Here is a 16,953-nt window from a genome sequence, read left to right as displayed (position 1 = left end):
CCCTGATGTTCGAGGGTGAGTCTCCGCGGCCGGGCACCCGGCCCGGCCTGCGGAGCGCTCGGACCAGCGCGACCCGGCGTCAGACCAGCTCGACCTGGATCTCGACCTCGACCGGAGCGTCCAGCGGCAGCACGGCCACGCCGACGGCGCTGCGCGCGTGCACGCCCTTCTCGCCGAGCACCTCGCCGAGGAGCTCGCTCGCACCGTTGATCACGGCCGGCTGCCCGGTGAAGTCCGTCGCCGAGGCGACGAAACCGACGACCTTCACGACCCGCTTGATGCGGTCCAGGTCACCGACGACCGACTTGACCGCCGCGAGCGCGTTCAGCGCGCACGTACGGGCCAGGTCCTTGGCCTCCTCGGGCGTCACCTCGGCGCCGACCTTGCCGGTCACCGTCAGCTTGCCGTCCACCATCGGCAGCTGGCCGGACGTGTACACGTACACACCCGACTGCACGGCCGGCTGGTACGCGGCCAGCGGCGGCACCACGGCGGGCAGCGTCATCCCGAGCGAGGCGATCCTGTCCTCGACCGCGCTCACGCCTGCTTCTCCCGCTTGAAGTAGGCCACCAGCTGTTCCGCGTTGTTCCCATTGGGTACGACCTGGACCAGCTCCCAGCCGTCCTCGCCCCACGTGTCCAGAATCTGCTTCGTCGCGTGCACAAGAAGCGGCACGGTCGCGTATTCCCACTTAGCCATGGAGCCGACTGTAACGCCTGCTCCCACCCGCCCCGGCCAGCACCCGCCAGCGCTGCCCGGCGAGGTCCCGCCGGGAGATAGAGGCCACACCTGGGCAGTGGACTGCTTGGGCCGAAGGCCGAGTGGTTAGGCTCGAAGTGTGAGCCCTCAACAGTCCACCCCCACCAGGCTCCATATCGTCACGGGCAAGGGCGGCACCGGGAAGACCACGGTCGCCGCCGCTCTGGCGCTCGCCCTCGCCGCCGAAGGCCGCCGCACGCTGCTGATCGAGGTCGAGGGACGGCAGGGCATCGCCCAGGTCTTCGAGACCGGGGCGCTGCCCTACGAGGAGCGGAAGATCGCCGTCGCGCCCGGCGGTGGCGAGGTGCGCGCGCTCGCCATCGACCCCGAGCTCGCGCTGCTGGACTACCTGGACATGTTCTACAAACTCGGCCGGGCGGGCCGCGCCCTCAAGAAGCTCGGCGCGATCGATTTCGCGACGACCGTCGCCCCCGGTCTGCGGGACGTCCTGCTGACCGGCAAGGCGTGCGAGGCCGTGCGCCGCAAGGACAACGCGGGCTGGCGGGCGTACGACGCGGTCGTGATGGACGCCCCGCCGACCGGCCGCATCACCCGCTTCCTCAACGTCAACGACGAGGTCGCGGGACTGGCCAGGATCGGGCCGATATACAACCAGGCGCAGGCCGTGATGCGGGTGCTGAAGTCCACCGAGACCGCGGTGCACCTGGTGACGCTGCTGGAGGAGATGCCGGTCCAGGAGACCGTGGACGGCGTCGCGGAACTGCGGGCGGCCGGGCTGCCCGTGGGAGCCGTCGTGGTCAACATGCTGCGCCCGGTGCTGCTGGACGACGCGGACCTCGAATCGGCCGCCAACGGCCGGCGCACCGCCGTCGCCAAGGCACTGTCCCAGGCCGGCCTGGGCGGTGCCCGCAAGGGCGGGCAGGCGGAGCGGCTCGTCGACCCGCTGCTCGCGCAGGCCCACGAGCACGCCCAGCGCGTCCTGCTGGAGCGCCGCGAGCGCGCCGAGATCGCCACCCTCGGCCTGCCGACGTACGAACTGGAACTGCGCGGCGAGGGCGTCGACCTCGGCGGCCTCTACCGGCTGGCCGACAGCCTGCGCAAGCAGGGAATGACGGGCGGGGAGAGCTGACATGGGTAGGAGCCGGCGAGGAGAACCGACATGGGCACGTCGGCGGGGGGAACTGACATGAGCCTGGAGAATCCGGGGGATCTGGAGAGTCCGGTGCTGGCGATCGACCCGCTCCTCGACGATCCCAAGACCCGCATCATCGTCTGCTGCGGCTCCGGCGGCGTCGGCAAGACCACGACCGCCGCCGCGCTGGGAGTGCGTGCCGCGGAACGCGGCCGCAAGTGCGTCGTCCTGACCATCGACCCGGCCCGCCGGCTCGCGCAGTCGATGGGCCTCAGCGAGCTGGACAACACACCGCGCCCGGTCACCGACATCGACGAGTCCGCGGGCGGCACGCTGCACGCGATGATGCTCGACATGAAGCGGACCTTCGACGAGGTCGTGCTCCAGCACTCGGACCCCGAGCGGGCCCGCGCGATCCTCGACAACCCCTTCTACCAGTCCCTGTCGGCCGGCTTCGCGGGCACGCAGGAGTACATGGCGATGGAGAAGCTGGGCCAGCTGCGCGCGCTGGACGCCTGGGACCTGATCATCGTCGACACCCCGCCGAGCCGGTCCGCGCTGGACTTCCTGGACGCCCCGCAGCGCCTCGGCTCGTTCCTGGACGGGAAGTTCATCAAGCTGCTGATGGCGCCCGCGAAGGTCGGCGGCCGGGCCGGGATGAAGTTCCTCAATGTCGGCATGTCGATGATGACGGGCGTCCTGAGCAAGGTGATGGGCGCGCATCTGCTGGGTGACGTGCAGACCTTCATCGCCGCAATGGACACCATGTTCGGCGGCTTCCGCAAGCGCGCGGACGCCACGTACAAGCTGTTGCAGGCCCCCGGGACGGCGTTCCTCGTGGTGGCCGCGCCTGAGCGGGACGCGCTGCGCGAGGCCGCGTACTTCGTCGAGCGGCTGGCCGCCGAGCGCATGCCGCTGGCCGGCCTGGTGCTGAACCGGGTGCACGGCAGCGGAGCGCCGCAGCTCACGGCGGAGCGGGCGCTGGCCGCCGCCCAGGCGCTCGAGGAGCCGCGGGAAAATCTTGTGGACGGCGGCATTGTGGATCGTGAGGCCGGGAAGGCTGACTCCGTTGCCGACGGGACCGACGACGGGACGGACCCGAAGACCCCGGCCGAAGCGGCCGACGACATGACGATTCCGCCCGAGCAGAGGCTTGCCGCCGGGCTGCTGCGGCTGCACGCCGAGCGCATGCGCGTGGTCGCGCGCGAACGCCGCACCAGGGACCGTTTCGTCTCCGTGCACCCTGAGGTGCCGATGGTCGACGTAGCGGCCCTACCGGGCGACGTGCACGATCTGGACGGCTTGCGCTCGATCGGCGAACGGCTTGCCGGGGATCACCCCGCGGCGGCGTAGTCGTCCTCTTCGTCCAGCGGCAGGATGCCGGTGCTCCGCTCGTACTCGGTACGGGCGGTCTCGAGCAGCCTGCGCCACGAGGTCACCGTTGGACGGCGTCGCAGCAGTGCCCTGCGCTCGCGTTCCGTCATCCCGCCCCACACGCCGAACTCGACCCGGTTGTCGAGTGCGTCCGCCAGGCACTCCGTCCGCACCGGGCATCCGGTGCATACCGCCTTGGCCCTGTTCTGGGCCGCTCCCTGGACGAAAAGCTCGTCCGGATCAGTCGTCTTGCACGCTGCCTGCGTGCTCCAGTCGGTTACCCAGCTGCTCATGCTGGCGCCGTCCTCTCCCGAATCGAGGCTCCCCCACGGCGGCAACCGGCATATTCACCGTTGCCAGTTGAGGACGTTACGGAAGGTAGGCGTGACGCAACAGCCCTTTCAGGCCCAATCTTCGATGGCCCGAATGGACTATGGGTGCGCGGCAGATCACCCAACGGAGTGAGCGGCACCCATTTCGGACTTATGGGGCAGAGCGGTCACTGCGCCTGGCATATCGCCCAAGTCGCCCGGCATATGACAGGAATTCGGGCAGTTCTCATCACCCACAAGAGTGACGATGGAGGACAGGCGCACGCTCAGCGACCGCGCCTGTCCGTTACAGAGTAGGCGAACAGATGGGCGCACGTCCGGGGAATCGCAACGTAGGCTGCCTCCATGCCTCACAAGCGATCGGGCGGGGGTCTCTCGACGGCCCAGCAGGCCGCCAAGTTCCTCGGTGTCAGTGTCCTGTCCGGAGTGGTACTGGCAGGAATCGCCCTGCCGGCCGCCGGCGCCCTCGGCCTGTCGGCGAAGGGCACCGCCTCAGGGTTCCAGGACCTGCCCGGTGAGCTGAAGCGGCCGCCGCTCAGCCAGGCCTCGAAGATCCTCGACGCCAACGGCGGACTGATCGCGACCGTCTACTCGCGCGACCGCACCGTCATCCCGATCCAGCAGATGAGCCCGAACATACTGAAGGCCATCGTCGCGATCGAGGACGCCCGCTACTTCGAGCACGGGGCGATCGACCTCAAGGGCATCCTGCGCGCGCTCAACAAGAACGCGCAGGACGGCGGCGTCTCCGAGGGCGCCTCCACCCTCACCCAGCAGTACGTGAAGAACGTCTTCATCGAGCAGGCCGGCGACGACCCGGACAAGGTCGCGCAGGCGGTCCAGCAGACCGTCGGCCGCAAGATCAAGGAAATGAAGTACGCGATCCAGGTCGAGAAGGAACTCGGCAAGCAGCAGATCCTGGAGAACTACCTCAACATCACGTTCTTCGGCGAGCAGGCCTACGGCGTCGAGGCCGCGGCCAAGCGGTACTTCAGCAAGCACGCCAAGGACCTGACCGTCGGCGAGGCCGCGATGCTGGCCGGCATCGTCCAGTCGCCCAGCCGCTTCGACCCGGTCAACGACGAGCAGGAATCGATCAAGCGCCGCAATCTCGTACTGCAGCGGATGGCCGACCTGAAGGACATCACCCAGGCCCAGGCCGACGCCACGAAGAAGCTGCCGCTCGGCCTCAAGATCAGCAAGCCGAAGAACGGCTGCATCACCGCCGTGAACGGCGCCGGCTTCTTCTGCGACTACGTCCGCAACACGTTCCTGCAGAACGCGGCCTTCGGCAAGACGAAGGAAGCCCGCGCGAAGCGCTGGCGCCAGGGCGGCCTGACGATCAAGACGACGCTGGACCCGCAGGCGCAGGCGTCGACACAGAACGGCATCGCCAAGCACGTCTACAAGGACGACCCGGTCGCGTCCGCGGTCACGCTGGTGGAGCCGGGGACGGGCAAGATCCGGGCGATGGCGCAGTCCCGGCCGTACGGCTTCGGCAAGAACGAGACGCAGATCAACCTCTCGGTCGACCGGGGCATGGGCGGCGGGGCCGGGTACCAGTCCGGCTCGACGTTCAAGGCGTTCACCGCCGCCGCCGCGCTGGAGGCGGGCTACCAGCCGAGCCAGACCTACCCCTCGCCGAACGAGATCCCGTACCCGTCGGTGAGCGACTGCTCCGGCGCGCAGTATCCCGGCACCGGCACCGTACCGAACGAGAGCGAGTCGGAAGTCGGCCCGTACGCCATGCCCGAAGCGCTCAAGAAGTCGGTCAACACCTACTTCGTGACGCTGGAGGCCGACGTCGGCCTCTGCCCGGTGACCCAGATGGTCAACAAGCTGGGCATCACCAAGCGGGCCGGCGGCACGGCCTTCGGGCTCGGCGCGTCGTTCACCCTCGGCGTCAACGAGATGTCCCCGCTGGACATGGCCGCCGCGTACGCCGCCTTCGCCGCCCGCGGCACCTTCTGCGCGCCGATCGCGATCGAGTCCGCCAAGGACGCGGACAACAAGGCGATCCCGGTCCCGCAGCCGCTGTGCTCCACGGCCATGTCGCAGACGACGGCGGACACCGTCAACACGATGCTCAAGGGCGTGGTCGACGACGGTACCGGCCAGGCGGCCGGCCTGACCGACCGCGACAGCGCGGGCAAGACCGGTACGACCGACGACCGCAAGGCCGCCTGGTTCGTCGGCTACACCCCGAACATGTCCGCCGCGGTGTGGATCGGTGACCCGGGCGTCAAGCCGATCAAGATGACGGGGATCACCTTCGGCGGCCAGTACTACGACAAGGTGTTCGGCGCCACCGGCCCGGCACCGATCTGGAAGGACGCCGTCAGCGGCGCCCTGGAGGGCAAACCGGAAGAGTCGTTCAACGAGGTACCGCTGAACATCCCCGACAAGCCGGTCGGCACGCCCCCGCCCAACCCCGGCAACCCGGGCAAGCCCGGCCACACCACCGGCGCCACGACCGCCGGCACCGGCAAGCCGCCGGCCAGCCCGAACCCCTTCCCCTCGTTCACCATCCCGCCGGGCATCATCGGCGGCGGGAACGGGCACTCGGGCGGCGTGACGGGCGGCAACCGCTGACGGCGGGGGCCCGGAACGACTGCGATCGGAACGGCCGGAACGGCTGAGGGGCGCCACCCGGAATCTTCGGGTGACGCCCCTCACGCGTGCGATCGTGCGATACCGGGTGGATCAGCCCGCGAGCTGCTTCTTCACCTCGGCCGCGACGCGGCCGCCCTCGGCGAGACCGGCGACCTTCGGGTTCACGATCTTCATGATCGCGCCCATGGCGCGCGGGCCCTCGGCGCCGGCCGCCTTCGCCTCGGCCACGGCGGCGGTGACGATCCCGACCAGCTCCTCGTCCGACAGCTGCTTCGGCAGGTACGCGTCGAGCACCTCCCCCTCGGCCAGCTCGCGCTCGGCCGAGGCGGGACGGTTGCCCAGGGCGAAGGCTTCGGCCGCCTCGCGGCGCTTCTTCGCCTCACCGGCGATCACCTTGAGCACCTCGTCGTCGGAGAGTTCACGGGCGGTCGTGCCCGCGACCTCCTTCTTGGTGATCGCGGTCAGCGTGAGGCGGAGCGTGGCGGAGCGAAGTTCGTCGCGGCCCTTCATGGCCGCGATGAGGTCGTCGTGCAGTCGCTGTTTGAGCGTGGTGGTCATGCCGTCGAGTCTCGCACCCGCGGGGCGGTGCTGCCGCCCATTAACGCCTGCGTCCAGGGTCCCGTCGGCGTTCCGTCGGGTCCTGTCGACGTCCCGTCGGGTCCAGTCCGGGTCCCATCCGCGTCCCGCCCGCCTCTCATCCGCGTCCCGCCCAGGTCCCGTCCAGGTCCCGGAGGTGTCCCGGACCGGTCCCGCGCGCCGGAACACCAAGCGCCCCATGGCATCCTGTTCGGTCACAGCTCTGCCGGACGGATCGGCGGACGTCCGGGGGGCAAGGGGACCAGATGAGGCTCTGTTTCCTCGTCGAGGAGCACTACCGTCACGACGGCATGCCTCTCGACGTGGTCAGGCAACTGGGCGCCTGGGGACACCAGGTGGACGTCATCCGCCCCGGCGGTTCTCTCATCCGGCTGTCCGAGTTCTCCGAACTGTCCGGGCTCTCCGCCGCGGTGCAGTCGGGCGCGCACGACGCCTGGGTGCTGAAGACCGTCTCCGGCGGCCCCGGCCTGACCCTCCTCGAAGGCGCGGCGGCACTCGGCCTGACCACGGTCAACGACGCCCGCGCGATCCGGGCGGTCCGCGACAAGGCACTCACCGCGCTCGTCGCGCAGCAGCACGGTCTGCCGATGCCGGTGACGTACGCGGCCGCCAGGGCCGAACTGTTCGCGGAGGTCCCCGAGGAGCACTTCCCGCTGGTCGTGAAGCCCGCGGCGGGCAGCTCGGGGCGCGGGGTGCGGCTGGTGCACACGCCGGACCAGCTCACGGGGTCCGGCGACAGCGGCGAAGCGGCCTCCGGTCCCGGCCCGGGCCCCGGTCCTGAGGACGGTGGTCTGCTCATAGCCCAGCCGTACGTGCCCAACTCCGGGACGGACCTGAAGGTGTACTGCGTCGGCGGTGAGGCGTTCGCGACCGTACGGGCCTCGCCGCTGCGCCCGGAACTCGCCGTGGACGAACGGCTCGTGCCGCTCCCCCGCGAGGTGGCGGGGCTGGCGGCCGAGATCGGCGCCGTCTTCGGCCTGGACCTGTACGGGATCGACGTGCTGCTCGGGCCGGACGGTCCGGTCGTCGTCGACATCAACGACTTCCCGAGCTTCCGCAAGGTGCCCGACGCCGTCGCCCGGGTGGCGCGGGCCGTGCTCGACCTGGCCAGGACGGGCGGAGCGGGCGGGCACGCCGGACTCACTCCCCAGGCTGCGGCCTTCGTCCCCGCACAGGCCGGCACATGAACACCGCTGATTCCACCGGACAGCGCGTCTGTTTCCTGACGGACAAGCCGGACCACCCGCTGCTGGCCGCCACCGCCACCCTGCTGGCGGACCGTCACCACACCCACGTCGAGTTCACCGACCCGGCCCACGCCACGGAACCCGCACCAGCCGCGCTCGCCGACGTCTACCTCCTCAAGTCCCATACGCCGCAAGCGATCCGGCTCGCCCGGGCCCTGGAGCGGCGCGGTGCGCGTGTCGTCAACTCGGCCGCGTCGACCGAGCTGTGCCAGGACCGGGTCCGGATGGCGGAGACCGCGCTGGCCGCGGGCCTCCCGTTCCCCGTGACCCGGACCGTCGCTCCGCTGTCACGGCTCACCGCTCCGCCGCCGTCGGGCTATCCGTTCATCGTCAAGAGCCGGGCCAACCGGCGCGGCGATGTCGTCGCCAGGGTCGACGACGCCGCCGGGCTGCGGGACCTCGCCCGCAGGTGGCCGGACGAGCTGGTCGTCGTCCAGGACTTCACGCCGGGCGACGGCTGGGACCACAAGCTGTGGGTGATCGCCGGCCAGGTCTTCACCGGCCTGCGCCCGTCCCCCCTGGGAGCCCTGGACAGCGCGGACGGCCCGGACAGCGCGCACGGCGCGGACGGCGCACACGGCGCGGACAGCGCGGACAGCGCGGCAGCTGAGCCCGGGGGCCAGCCCCCGCCGCCTCCGCCGCCCCCCGGGGCCCACGATCTGGCGCTGCAGGCGGGCAAGGTCTTCGCCCTCGACGTCTACGGCGTGGACGTGATCGCCGACCGGTCCGGGACCCCGCTCATCGTCGATATCAACGCCTTTCCCGGCTTCCGGGGCGGCAGCGGAGCGCCGCATGCTCTGGCGGCCCTCATCTCATCTGCGACGATGGACATATGCGAGCGCGATACGGAGTTCCCCTCGGCGTAACGGCAGTCGGCGCGGCGTGCGTGGCCTATGCCACGGCAATCGAACCGCAGGCCTTCCGGCTGCGCCGCTTCGAGGTCCCGGTGCTGCCCGCCGGGATGCGGCCGATCCGGATCCTGCAGGTCTCCGACATCCACATGGTCACCGGCCAGAACAGGAAGCGCCGCTGGCTGCAGTCCCTGGCGGGGCTGCGCCCGGATCTCGTCGTCAACACCGGTGACAACCTCTCCGACCCGGAGGGCGTCCCCGAGGTCCTGGACGCGCTCGGCCCGCTGATGGATTTCCCCGGCGCGTACGTCTTCGGCTCGAACGACTACTACGGGCCCCGGTTCCGCAACCCGGCCCGGTACCTCATCGAGAAGTCCCGCAGTCAGCACGGGCTCAACGGCAAGACGGAACCGGTCACCAATGTGGTCCGCAACCCGTGGGGCGATCTGCGCGACGCGTTCGACGCCGCCGGCTGGGTGGGCCTCAGCAACACCCGCGGCCACCTCAAGCTCGACGACGGCATCGAGATCGCCCTCACCGGCCTCGACGACCCGCACATCAAGCGCGACCGCTACGCGGGCGTGGCCGGCGGCCCCGACCCGGCCGCGGACCTCAGCCTCGCCATCGTCCACGCCCCGTACCTGCGGGTCCTGGACGCCTTCGCGGCCGACCGCTACCCGCTGATCCTCGCCGGCCACACCCACGGCGGCCAGCTCTGCATCCCCTTCTACGGTGCCCTCGTCACCAACTGCGACCTGGACGCCAAGCGCGTGAAGGGCCTGTCCGCCCACACCGCGGGCGGCGAGCGCTCCTACCTCCACGTCTCCGCGGGCTGCGGCGCCAACCGCTACACCCCGGTCCGCTTCGCCTGCCCTCCGGAGGCGACACTCCTCACGCTGACCGCCCGGAAGGCAGGCCGCCCCGTACGGTGAGGTGATGTCCGAGCCGGCGCTCCGTCGTCCCTACATCGCCCTCTGCCGCGCCCTCATCGCCGCGGCCGCCGTCACCGGCATCACCATCGAGTGCGTGCACACCGACCCGCTGCGCGTCTTCACCTTCTTCACCATCCTGACGAACGCCGCCATCGCGATCACCTTCGCCTGGTCCGCGCACCGCGCCTGGACCGGCCGCCCGCCGCTGTCCCCGCGCATCACCGGCGCGGTCCTGCTCTGCATCGTGATCACCGGTCTCGTCTACCACCTCGTGCTGGCGAACGAGTCCAGCGGCTTCTCCGAGGCGGAGAACCTCGCCCAGCGCACCGGCGACCTGATCCTCTCCAACCAGCTGCTGCACACCGTGACACCCGTCACAGTCACCCTCGACTGGCTCCTCCTCACCACCCCGGCCCGCTTCCAGTGGCGCTACGCCTACCAGTGGCTCGCCCTCCCCCTCGCGTACGCCGCCTTCGCCCTCCTCCGCGGCCTCCTGATCGACCCCCCGAACCGCTACCCCTACCCCTTCCTCGACGTCGACCTGCACGGCTACCCCGCCGTCCTCCGCAACGCCGCCGTCCTCGCCCTCGCCTTCTCCGCCCTCGCCCTCCTCCTCATCACCCTCGACCGCACCCGCCCCCGCCTCCCCACCCAGGAAAACCGGATTTCGTCTCCGGCTTCCCGTCCGCTAAAGTAAATCTCGTTGCACCGGGGTGTGGCGCAGCTTGGTAGCGCGCTTCGTTCGGGACGAAGAGGCCGTGGGTTCAAATCCCGCCACCCCGACCCAGGTCAGAGGCCCTATCGGAGAGATCCGATAGGGCCTCTTTCACGTTGTACCGCAGGAAAGTACAGCAACCACTCCGGCCGCTGGCGACCTTCATCGACCGCCGGGGCGGACGGCCGCCTCTTCCAGCTCAGCCGCCGCCAGCCCGCCTTCGCGCGTCGCCCCGAGCTCGCGCAGGTCGCCGCGAATCTCCTCGGACGGCTCGCGGGGAGCGAGCCATGCGGGTCGCGCTTGTGGTGCAGCAGCAGCGCCGCCCCAGACAGCACCCTGGCGAGATGGCCGGCGGCCTTAACCGCAACAGCGGCCGCCCGGGTCGAACCCCTCCAGCTGTCGGCATTGGCCCGGGGAGGCGGGCGCAACATAGCCGACGATCGCCGGTTAGCCCAACCGGCGATTCTCCGAACCATTGGTGTTCCCCAACCAACGAGGAGCATCACCCCGCATGACCACGCCCACACCCCGACCCGACATCATCGCCCTTCTCTGCAGCGCGGACTTCATTCGCCTGTCCAACACCGACATATGGACCCACCGCGACGGACGCCCGTTCAGCAGGGAGGAACAGGCTCGTGTCCTTGAGGCAACCCGTGCCGAACGTGAAGAAGTACGCATGCAGCACACCCGGTACCGGAATTACCTGCAGGAAGCGGTGGACGCGCCGGAGACTCTGCAGCGCTTCCTCGCCCCCTTCATGCAGCAGCTCACCGAGAAGAACCTCGGCAACGCCGTCGAGCTCATGAGCAAGGACGAGTACACCGAATTCGAGCGTCTGCTCGGCTTTGTAGCGGAACCCGTGCGCCCCTTCACCGCCAACACCTTCTGACGAAGGGCAGCGGTGTCCTGACCTAGGCCAGAGGCCCCATCGGAGTCATCCGATGGGGCCTCTGGCGTGCGGTTACGCAGCGAGGTACAGCAACCTACTCCGGCGGTTGGCGTCCTTCCTCAGCTGCCGGATCAGGCAGGCCCTCGTCCAGCTCGGCCGCCGCCAGATCTGCCAGCCCGCCTTCGAGCGTTGCCCCGAGCTTGCGCAGGGCGTCGCGGGTCTGCTCGGACGGAATGTGCGTGTAGACCTCCATGGTCACCGAGATCTGTGTGTGCCGGAGGATCTGCATCGCGATGCGCGGGTGGACGTCCAGGGCCGCCAGCAGCGAGCCGCAGGTGTGGCGGGTGTCGTGGACGCGGATCAGTCGGACCCCGGCTTCGGCGCAGCGGAATGCGAAGCGCCGGTTGAAGTTCCGGGGCTCGACCGGAGTTCCGTAGCGGGTGGTGAAGACCATGTCCGACTCAGTCCACAGCTCGCGGGCGGCGAGCTTGTGGGCGTCGCGGCTCTTCTGGCGCAGCAGCAGCGCGGCGCGGCAGATGTCCGGCAGCGGGAGCAGTGCCTCCGAGGCGTCGGTCTTGGTCTCCGAGTGCAGCAGCTGGCGGCGTACCCGCTGGAGCTGCTTCTGGATGAGGACCTCGTTGCGGTCGAGCAGCACGTTCGACCATTCCAGCCCGAGCACCTCCCCCTTGCGGAGCCCCAGGACCAGGATCATCACGTACGCGCCGTAAAGCGGGTCACGGGCGGTGCGCGCTGATTCGAGGAAGCGGCTGGCCTCCTCGACCGACCAGGGGATGACCTTGCGGCTGCGGGGCTTGGCCATTTTGACGAGCTGGGCGACGTTGCGGGAGATCATCTCCTCGCTCATCGCGTAGGTGAGGGCGCTGCGCAGCACGGTCCGGGCGTCGCCGACCGACCGCTTGGCCAGCACCTTGCCGCAACATTTGCCGACCGCGCAGCAGCGGCGTCGCTCCTCGGGTCGGGCCTCGTCCTTGCCCTGCGCGCAGCATTGGCAGGTGGCGGCGAGCTTGTTCAGCCACTCGCGCACGTCTCGGACGTTGAGCCGGTCAACGCGCTTGGCGCCGAGGAGGGGCGTTATGTAGAGGCGGACCACCGTCTCGTAGGTCGCGGCGGTGAGCGGCTTGAGGTTGACCTCCACCTCGGCCTTCAGCCAGTGGGCGAGGAAGCTCTCCAGCGTCGGTGTGCTGGTGGCCACCGGGCCGGCCTTGGCCGCCGTGTGGAGCTTGAGCCACTTGTCGTGGACCTCGGGGCGGGTCTTGCCGTAGACGTACTTGCGGGCGCGCTTGCCCATGGGCGTGGTCACCCAGGCGTAGGCGGCGAAGCCGTTCTTGTAGGGGTAGATGGACCCCTCGCCGTTACCGCGTTTGCCGCTCATGCCGTCAGCTCCATGTCGTCGGCGACGACCCGGGCAACGTACTCGTCGACCCAGACGGGCAGGATGCGGCGGCTGCGGCCGATGAGGACTGAGCGGATGGCGCCCGAGTGGACGAGTGCCTTGGTCTTGGACAGGCCGAAGTTGAGCATCTCGGCGACCTCGGCGGTGGTGAACCACTTCCGCTCGATGACGGTGGTGGCAGTGCTGGCGGGCATGGGAGGTTCCTCTTCTGGCTGACCGTGGGACGGCGAATCCCGGGGTCGGCCGGTGAAATCGTTCAGGGATGGGCGACTGGTTCGAACAGATGCCGCGCTGTTCGTAGCAGCGCGGCACCGTTTCAGTTGTTGTCGGTCGGGCCGTTCATACGGTCGCCGAGGAAACTGCGGAGCTTGGGCGGAGCGGCGTTGTGGTGATGGAACTCGCCGTTGGAGGCGACGGCCATCTCATGCGTGAGGAGCCCCTTGACCATGTCTTCCTGGTTCGGGTTGGCGTCGGTGTACGCCTTGAGGTCGTCCTGGATCCGGCGCATGTCCTTGCCCAGCGCCCGCCATTCCTTCCATCTGTCGACGTACTCGCCGATAAGACGGCGGACCAGCGGATTGGCTAGCTGGCCGGGCGGGCTGCTCAGCTCTTCGAGGGTGAGGTCGAAGACCTTGCAGAAGCCGAGCGCCTCGTCGAGGTTGACCCGCCGACGGGGCTTGCCGCTCTCGATGCGCCAGATCGCGGACTGGTTGACGACATGCCCGGCCTCGGCCATCCGCTCGGCGAGCGTGACCGTGCTCCAGCCGCGCGCCTCGCGTTCGAGCTTGATGCGCTCGGCAACGTACTCCTCCGGCAGCGGCCGGTCCTGCCCTGCACGAGACGCGCCTTCGTCGCTCACGGCTCCACCTCCTCGACCGGGCCCGGCGGACAGCCGGGGCGATGATGACAAGGAAACACCATTGCGGAGACGAATGCAAGCGTTGCAATGCGGAACGTTTCCGGTACCGTGGTCGTTGCCCCCGTACGGAGGTGAACGCAAAAAGCCCCCGGCGCTACGAACGCCGAGGGCCAAGCTCGCACACTCACAACCGCCCATCCCTGAACGATTTACCCGCGTGGCCTGGGATTCGCCGTCCCGTATGGCCCGCGAGCGAGGAGCTTCGTGTCCAGTATGGACGAACCCCGGTCGAACGCGCCACACCTCCGGGAGAACGGCAGCCACCCGCCATCTCCGGACATAACAGCAGTACCCCCGCACGACGTGGCCGCAGAGGCCGCTGTGCTCGGCGCCTGTATGCATCACCCGGACGTGATCGACGCGGTGCGTCACCTGCTGGACGGCGCCGACTTCTACCGCCCGGCCCACGAGTCGATCTGGCTCGCCCTCCTCACCTTGCGCAGCGAGGACAAGCCCACCGATCCGATCGTCCTGTGCAACCAGCTGCGCGAGCAGGACGACCTGCAGCGGGTCGGCGGCGCCTCCTACCTGCACCAGATCGCCGGCGCCACACCCTCGGTCAGCGGCGCCGAGCACTACGCCAGCATCGTGCGCAAGCTCGCCGACCTGCGGCGCCTGCGCACCTCCAGCATCCGCACCGTCCAGCGCACGATGGAACCCGGAGCGGACCCGGACCTGATCCGCAGCGAGGTCGAGTCGGAGGTCCGGGCCGAGCGTGAGCGCGCCCTGGCCTCAGGACAGGGACGGCTGTCGCGCTACATCGTCGATGGCTGGCGGTTCGTCACCGAGACCGGCGCCGACAAGCAGCCCCTGTGGGGGACGAGCGCGCAGACGGTCTGGGCGTCCGGTGAGAGTCTGATGATCGTCGGAGCTCCTGGCGTCGGGAAGACGACCCTGGCCCATCAGGTGGTCATGGCCCGCCTGGGTCTGGCAAGCGGTGTGCTGGACATGCCGGTCGCGCCGGGCAAGCGCGTGCTGTACCTGGCCATGGACCGGCCCCAGCAGATCGCCCGAGCCCTGGCCCGACGGATCGAGCCCGAGCACATGTCGCGCGTGCGCGACGGGCTGGCCGTCTGGCAGGGCCCGCTGCCCGCCACCCTGGACAGGGAACCCGACCTCCTCGCCGACCTCGCCGCCGCCCACCAGGCCGACACGATCGTGATCGACAGCCTCAAGGACGCGGTCAGCACCCTGGTCGACGACGCCCTCGCCGTCGCCTACAACAACGCCCGCCAGCGAGCCATCCGCCAGGGCGTCGAGGTCATGGAGCTCCACCACCAGCGCAAGGCCACCGAAGGCGCACCCCGCGCCCAGCGGCCGACCCTCGACCGCGTCTACGGCTCCACCTGGCTCACCTCCGGGGCAGGCAGCATCCTGTTCATCGGAGGAGAGGCAGGTGACCCCGCCGTCACGCTCCACCACCTCAAGTGCCCGACCGGTGAAGTCGGCCCCCTCCAAGTCCTCCACGACCACGAACACGGCACCTCGCAGGTCGACCCAGCCCTCGACCCGATCGCGATCCTGCGCCAGCGCCCCGACGGCCTGACCGTCCGCGAGCTCGCCACGATCCAAAGCGGCGACAGCAACCCCGACCGCGCCGCCAGCGAGAAGGCCAGGCGCACCCTGGAGCGCCTCGCCAAAGCCGGACTCGCGGTCAAGGCCGAAGGCGCCGCAGGCGGCAGCGGAGGCGGCCAGCAGGCCCGCTACCGCGCCTCGGTCCGCCACATCGGCGCGGTGTCCTAGCCCGCCCGATGGGCGTCAGGACCGTACACGGGGGCGTACACGCACCCCTCCCGCGCACACGGGTCCACAGCGCGCCCAGAGCGTCCACGCTCGCCGCAAAACCGCAGGTCAAACGTTCACGCGACCGTACACGCCGTCCACGCACCCCAGCGTTCACGCGCGAGCCCCCCTTTAGAAGGGGGCTCGCGTGTACGCCCCTGCCGTGAACGCCGTGAACGCCACTGAAAGCAGCCACGGAGGACCCCGCATGACCCCGCTCGCCCTACCCACCAACACCGGCACCAGCCAACGCGCCACCGGCTGGGACCGTATAGCGATCTTGACCCTCGGCGCCGCCGGATGCGCCTTGTCCTACGACGCCCTCCAGCAGATGGCCGTCGCCATCCACGTCCGCGGGATCCTCACCTACCTCTTCCCACTAGTGATCGACGGCTTCATCGCCTACGGCGTCCGCGCACTCCTGGTCCTACGTACCGCGCCCTTCCACGCTCGCCTGTACGTGTGGGCGCTGTTCGGTATCGCAACCACGGCAAGTGTCTGGGCCAACGCCCTTCACGCGGTGCGGCTCAACCAGCAAGCCACTACCGGCGATCTCCACCTTGGAGACGCCACCGTCGGCCTCCTGGCCATGCTCGCCCCGCTCGCCCTGGCCGGGGCCGTCCACCTCCACATCCTCATCGCCCGCCACACGACGGACGCTCCCCTGCACGGAATCCCTGCTGACCACAGCAGGGGGCAAGAGGGGCCAATCGGAATCCTGCCCGGCAGCGACGGACCGACGGCCGCCACCGACACCCCGCCCGCTGACGAAACCGCCAACGACCTCGCCGAGGACAGGGACGCTGACCGCCAGCCCCCTGCCTCGCCGCAAGGCTTCTCGGTTCAGAAGGTGCCCGGACCCCCCGCTGTGGGCGAACCCCAGGACAAGGTGACCTCAGCAGGTGACAGCCCGACCGGAAGTTCCGGTGGAGTGACCGCCGGCAAGCCCGCCGGGCGTCCGCCGGGGGCGTCCCTGGACGACCTGCTCGCCATCGGCCGCCAAGCAGCGACCGACGCCGGGATGCTGAGCCGGACCGTGGTCACCAAGGCCGTAAGGGCGCACGGAATCACCTTGTCCAGCGACCGGCTCACCGCCGTCATGGACCGCCTCCGCGCGGAAGAGAGCGCCGAGCAGCTCACCCTCCGCTGACCAGGGACCGCGCGGTGCGGCTCCCAGTCAGCCGGAAGCCGCGCCGCCCCTCTATCCCATCGTTCGGGCCGCACCAAACCGCCAGGCATCCGGACCATCACCACGGGTCCACCCGTCCGAATCCGCCTCGTTCGCAACACCGAACCCTCCGCCAGGAGACCCCAAGATGACGAAGGACCAACACATCGCAGACGACACCGGAGAGGGACGCGAGCAGGTCTCCAAGCGCCCTACGATGAAGGAACTCTTGTGGTCGGCGTTCGGGAAGACAGCCCCTGGCGGA

General features: G+C 69.8%; 17 protein-coding genes and 1 tRNA gene. 11 read left to right on the top strand and 7 right to left on the bottom strand.

The genetic code is table 11. The features are described 5' to 3' along the window. Positions 1-79: 79 nt before the first annotated feature. On the bottom strand, positions 80-541 hold the full coding sequence (locus G3I60_RS16170; protein ID WP_138358696.1) for a RidA family protein: 462 nt from the start codon (positions 539-541) through the stop codon (positions 80-82). Further along, positions 538-699 (bottom strand): DUF4177 domain-containing protein, encoded by a 162-nt coding sequence (locus G3I60_RS16165; RefSeq protein ID WP_138358698.1) that lies wholly within the window; start codon positions 697-699, stop codon positions 538-540. Before G3I60_RS16165 ends, G3I60_RS16170 begins: the two co-directional genes overlap by 4 nt. Before the next feature lie 139 nt (positions 700-838). Here G3I60_RS16165 and G3I60_RS16160 point away from each other — a divergent pair, with 139 nt between their 5' ends. Together G3I60_RS16160 and G3I60_RS16155 are read left to right on the top strand one after the other, a co-directional pair. Further along, complete coding sequence (locus G3I60_RS16160) at positions 839-1,849, top strand: ArsA-related P-loop ATPase (RefSeq protein WP_138358700.1); 1,011 nt, start codon at positions 839-841, stop codon at positions 1,847-1,849. Between the two features lie 57 nt (positions 1,850-1,906). After that, positions 1,907-3,205 (top strand): ArsA family ATPase, encoded by a 1,299-nt coding sequence (locus G3I60_RS16155; protein WP_164295161.1) that lies wholly within the window; start codon positions 1,907-1,909, stop codon positions 3,203-3,205. Here G3I60_RS16155 and G3I60_RS16150 read toward each other — a convergent pair. Further along, the gene (locus G3I60_RS16150; RefSeq protein ID WP_138358704.1) at positions 3,187-3,519 is read right to left on the bottom strand and encodes a WhiB family transcriptional regulator; all 333 of its coding nucleotides are present in this window, start codon (positions 3,517-3,519) and stop codon (positions 3,187-3,189) included. The two genes, G3I60_RS16155 and G3I60_RS16150, sit on opposite strands and share 19 nt — an antisense overlap. Positions 3,520-3,903: 384 nt before the next feature. Here G3I60_RS16150 and G3I60_RS16145 point away from each other — a divergent pair, with 384 nt between their 5' ends. Then, positions 3,904-6,150, top strand: coding sequence for a transglycosylase domain-containing protein (locus tag G3I60_RS16145; protein ID WP_164295162.1), 2,247 nt, complete (start codon positions 3,904-3,906; stop codon positions 6,148-6,150). A gap of 111 nt (positions 6,151-6,261) precedes the next feature. Here the strand turns inward: G3I60_RS16145 and G3I60_RS16140 are convergent, their stop codons facing one another. Next, entirely contained in the window at positions 6,262-6,729 is a 468-nt protein-coding gene (locus G3I60_RS16140) for a GatB/YqeY domain-containing protein (RefSeq protein ID WP_138358708.1), read from the bottom strand. 284 nt (positions 6,730-7,013) lie between these two features. Here G3I60_RS16140 and G3I60_RS16135 point away from each other — a divergent pair, with 284 nt between their 5' ends. From G3I60_RS16135 to G3I60_RS16110, 6 genes are all read left to right on the top strand, one after another. Continuing rightward, positions 7,014-7,955, top strand: a complete 942-nt coding sequence (locus tag G3I60_RS16135) for a RimK family alpha-L-glutamate ligase (RefSeq protein ID WP_138358710.1) — start codon at positions 7,014-7,016, stop codon at positions 7,953-7,955. Then, the gene (locus G3I60_RS16130) at positions 7,952-8,881 is read left to right on the top strand and encodes a RimK family alpha-L-glutamate ligase (RefSeq protein WP_164295163.1); all 930 of its coding nucleotides are present in this window, start codon (positions 7,952-7,954) and stop codon (positions 8,879-8,881) included. The genes G3I60_RS16135 and G3I60_RS16130 overlap by 4 nt, the downstream gene beginning before the upstream one ends. Then, positions 8,848-9,798, top strand: coding sequence for a metallophosphoesterase (locus G3I60_RS16125; protein ID WP_164607331.1), 951 nt, complete (start codon positions 8,848-8,850; stop codon positions 9,796-9,798). The genes G3I60_RS16130 and G3I60_RS16125 overlap by 34 nt, the downstream gene beginning before the upstream one ends. Before the next feature lie 4 nt (positions 9,799-9,802). Then, the gene (locus tag G3I60_RS16120; RefSeq protein ID WP_164295165.1) at positions 9,803-10,495 is read left to right on the top strand and encodes a Pr6Pr family membrane protein; all 693 of its coding nucleotides are present in this window, start codon (positions 9,803-9,805) and stop codon (positions 10,493-10,495) included. Between the two features lie 12 nt (positions 10,496-10,507). Further along, positions 10,508-10,581 (top strand) — tRNA-Pro (locus tag G3I60_RS16115). A gap of 443 nt (positions 10,582-11,024) precedes the next feature. Beyond that, complete coding sequence (locus G3I60_RS16110; RefSeq protein WP_164607329.1) at positions 11,025-11,405, top strand: hypothetical protein; 381 nt, start codon at positions 11,025-11,027, stop codon at positions 11,403-11,405. Between the two features lie 94 nt (positions 11,406-11,499). Here the strand turns inward: G3I60_RS16110 and xerC are convergent, their stop codons facing one another. The 3 genes from xerC to G3I60_RS16095 form a co-directional block, all read right to left on the bottom strand. After that, positions 11,500-12,798: a tyrosine recombinase XerC gene (xerC, locus tag G3I60_RS16105; protein ID WP_164607327.1), complete on the bottom strand. Its 1,299-nt coding sequence runs from the start codon at positions 12,796-12,798 to the stop codon at positions 11,500-11,502. Then, on the bottom strand, positions 12,795-13,013 hold the full coding sequence (locus G3I60_RS16100; RefSeq protein WP_164607325.1) for a helix-turn-helix domain-containing protein: 219 nt from the start codon (positions 13,011-13,013) through the stop codon (positions 12,795-12,797). The genes xerC and G3I60_RS16100 overlap by 4 nt, the downstream gene beginning before the upstream one ends. Before the next feature lie 122 nt (positions 13,014-13,135). Continuing rightward, positions 13,136-13,678, bottom strand: coding sequence for a helix-turn-helix transcriptional regulator (locus G3I60_RS16095; RefSeq protein ID WP_269275705.1), 543 nt, complete (start codon positions 13,676-13,678; stop codon positions 13,136-13,138). 363 nt (positions 13,679-14,041) lie between these two features. On the opposite strand from G3I60_RS16095, the gene G3I60_RS16090 reads away from it, so the two are divergent. Beyond that, positions 14,042-15,481, top strand: coding sequence for a DnaB-like helicase N-terminal domain-containing protein (locus tag G3I60_RS16090; protein WP_343241950.1), 1,440 nt, complete (start codon positions 14,042-14,044; stop codon positions 15,479-15,481). 247 nt (positions 15,482-15,728) lie between these two features. Continuing rightward, entirely contained in the window at positions 15,729-16,670 is a 942-nt protein-coding gene (locus G3I60_RS16085) for a DUF2637 domain-containing protein (RefSeq protein ID WP_164607323.1), read from the top strand. The last annotated feature ends 283 nt before the right edge of the window (positions 16,671-16,953 follow it).

Origin of the sequence: Streptomyces sp. SID13666 (assembly GCF_010548325.1) — a bacterium.
Classification (GTDB): Bacteria; Actinomycetota; Actinomycetes; order Streptomycetales; family Streptomycetaceae; genus Actinacidiphila; species Actinacidiphila fildesensis.
The sequence above is the reverse complement of the archived record's forward strand: the minus strand, read 5'-3'. Positions and strand labels throughout refer to the sequence as shown.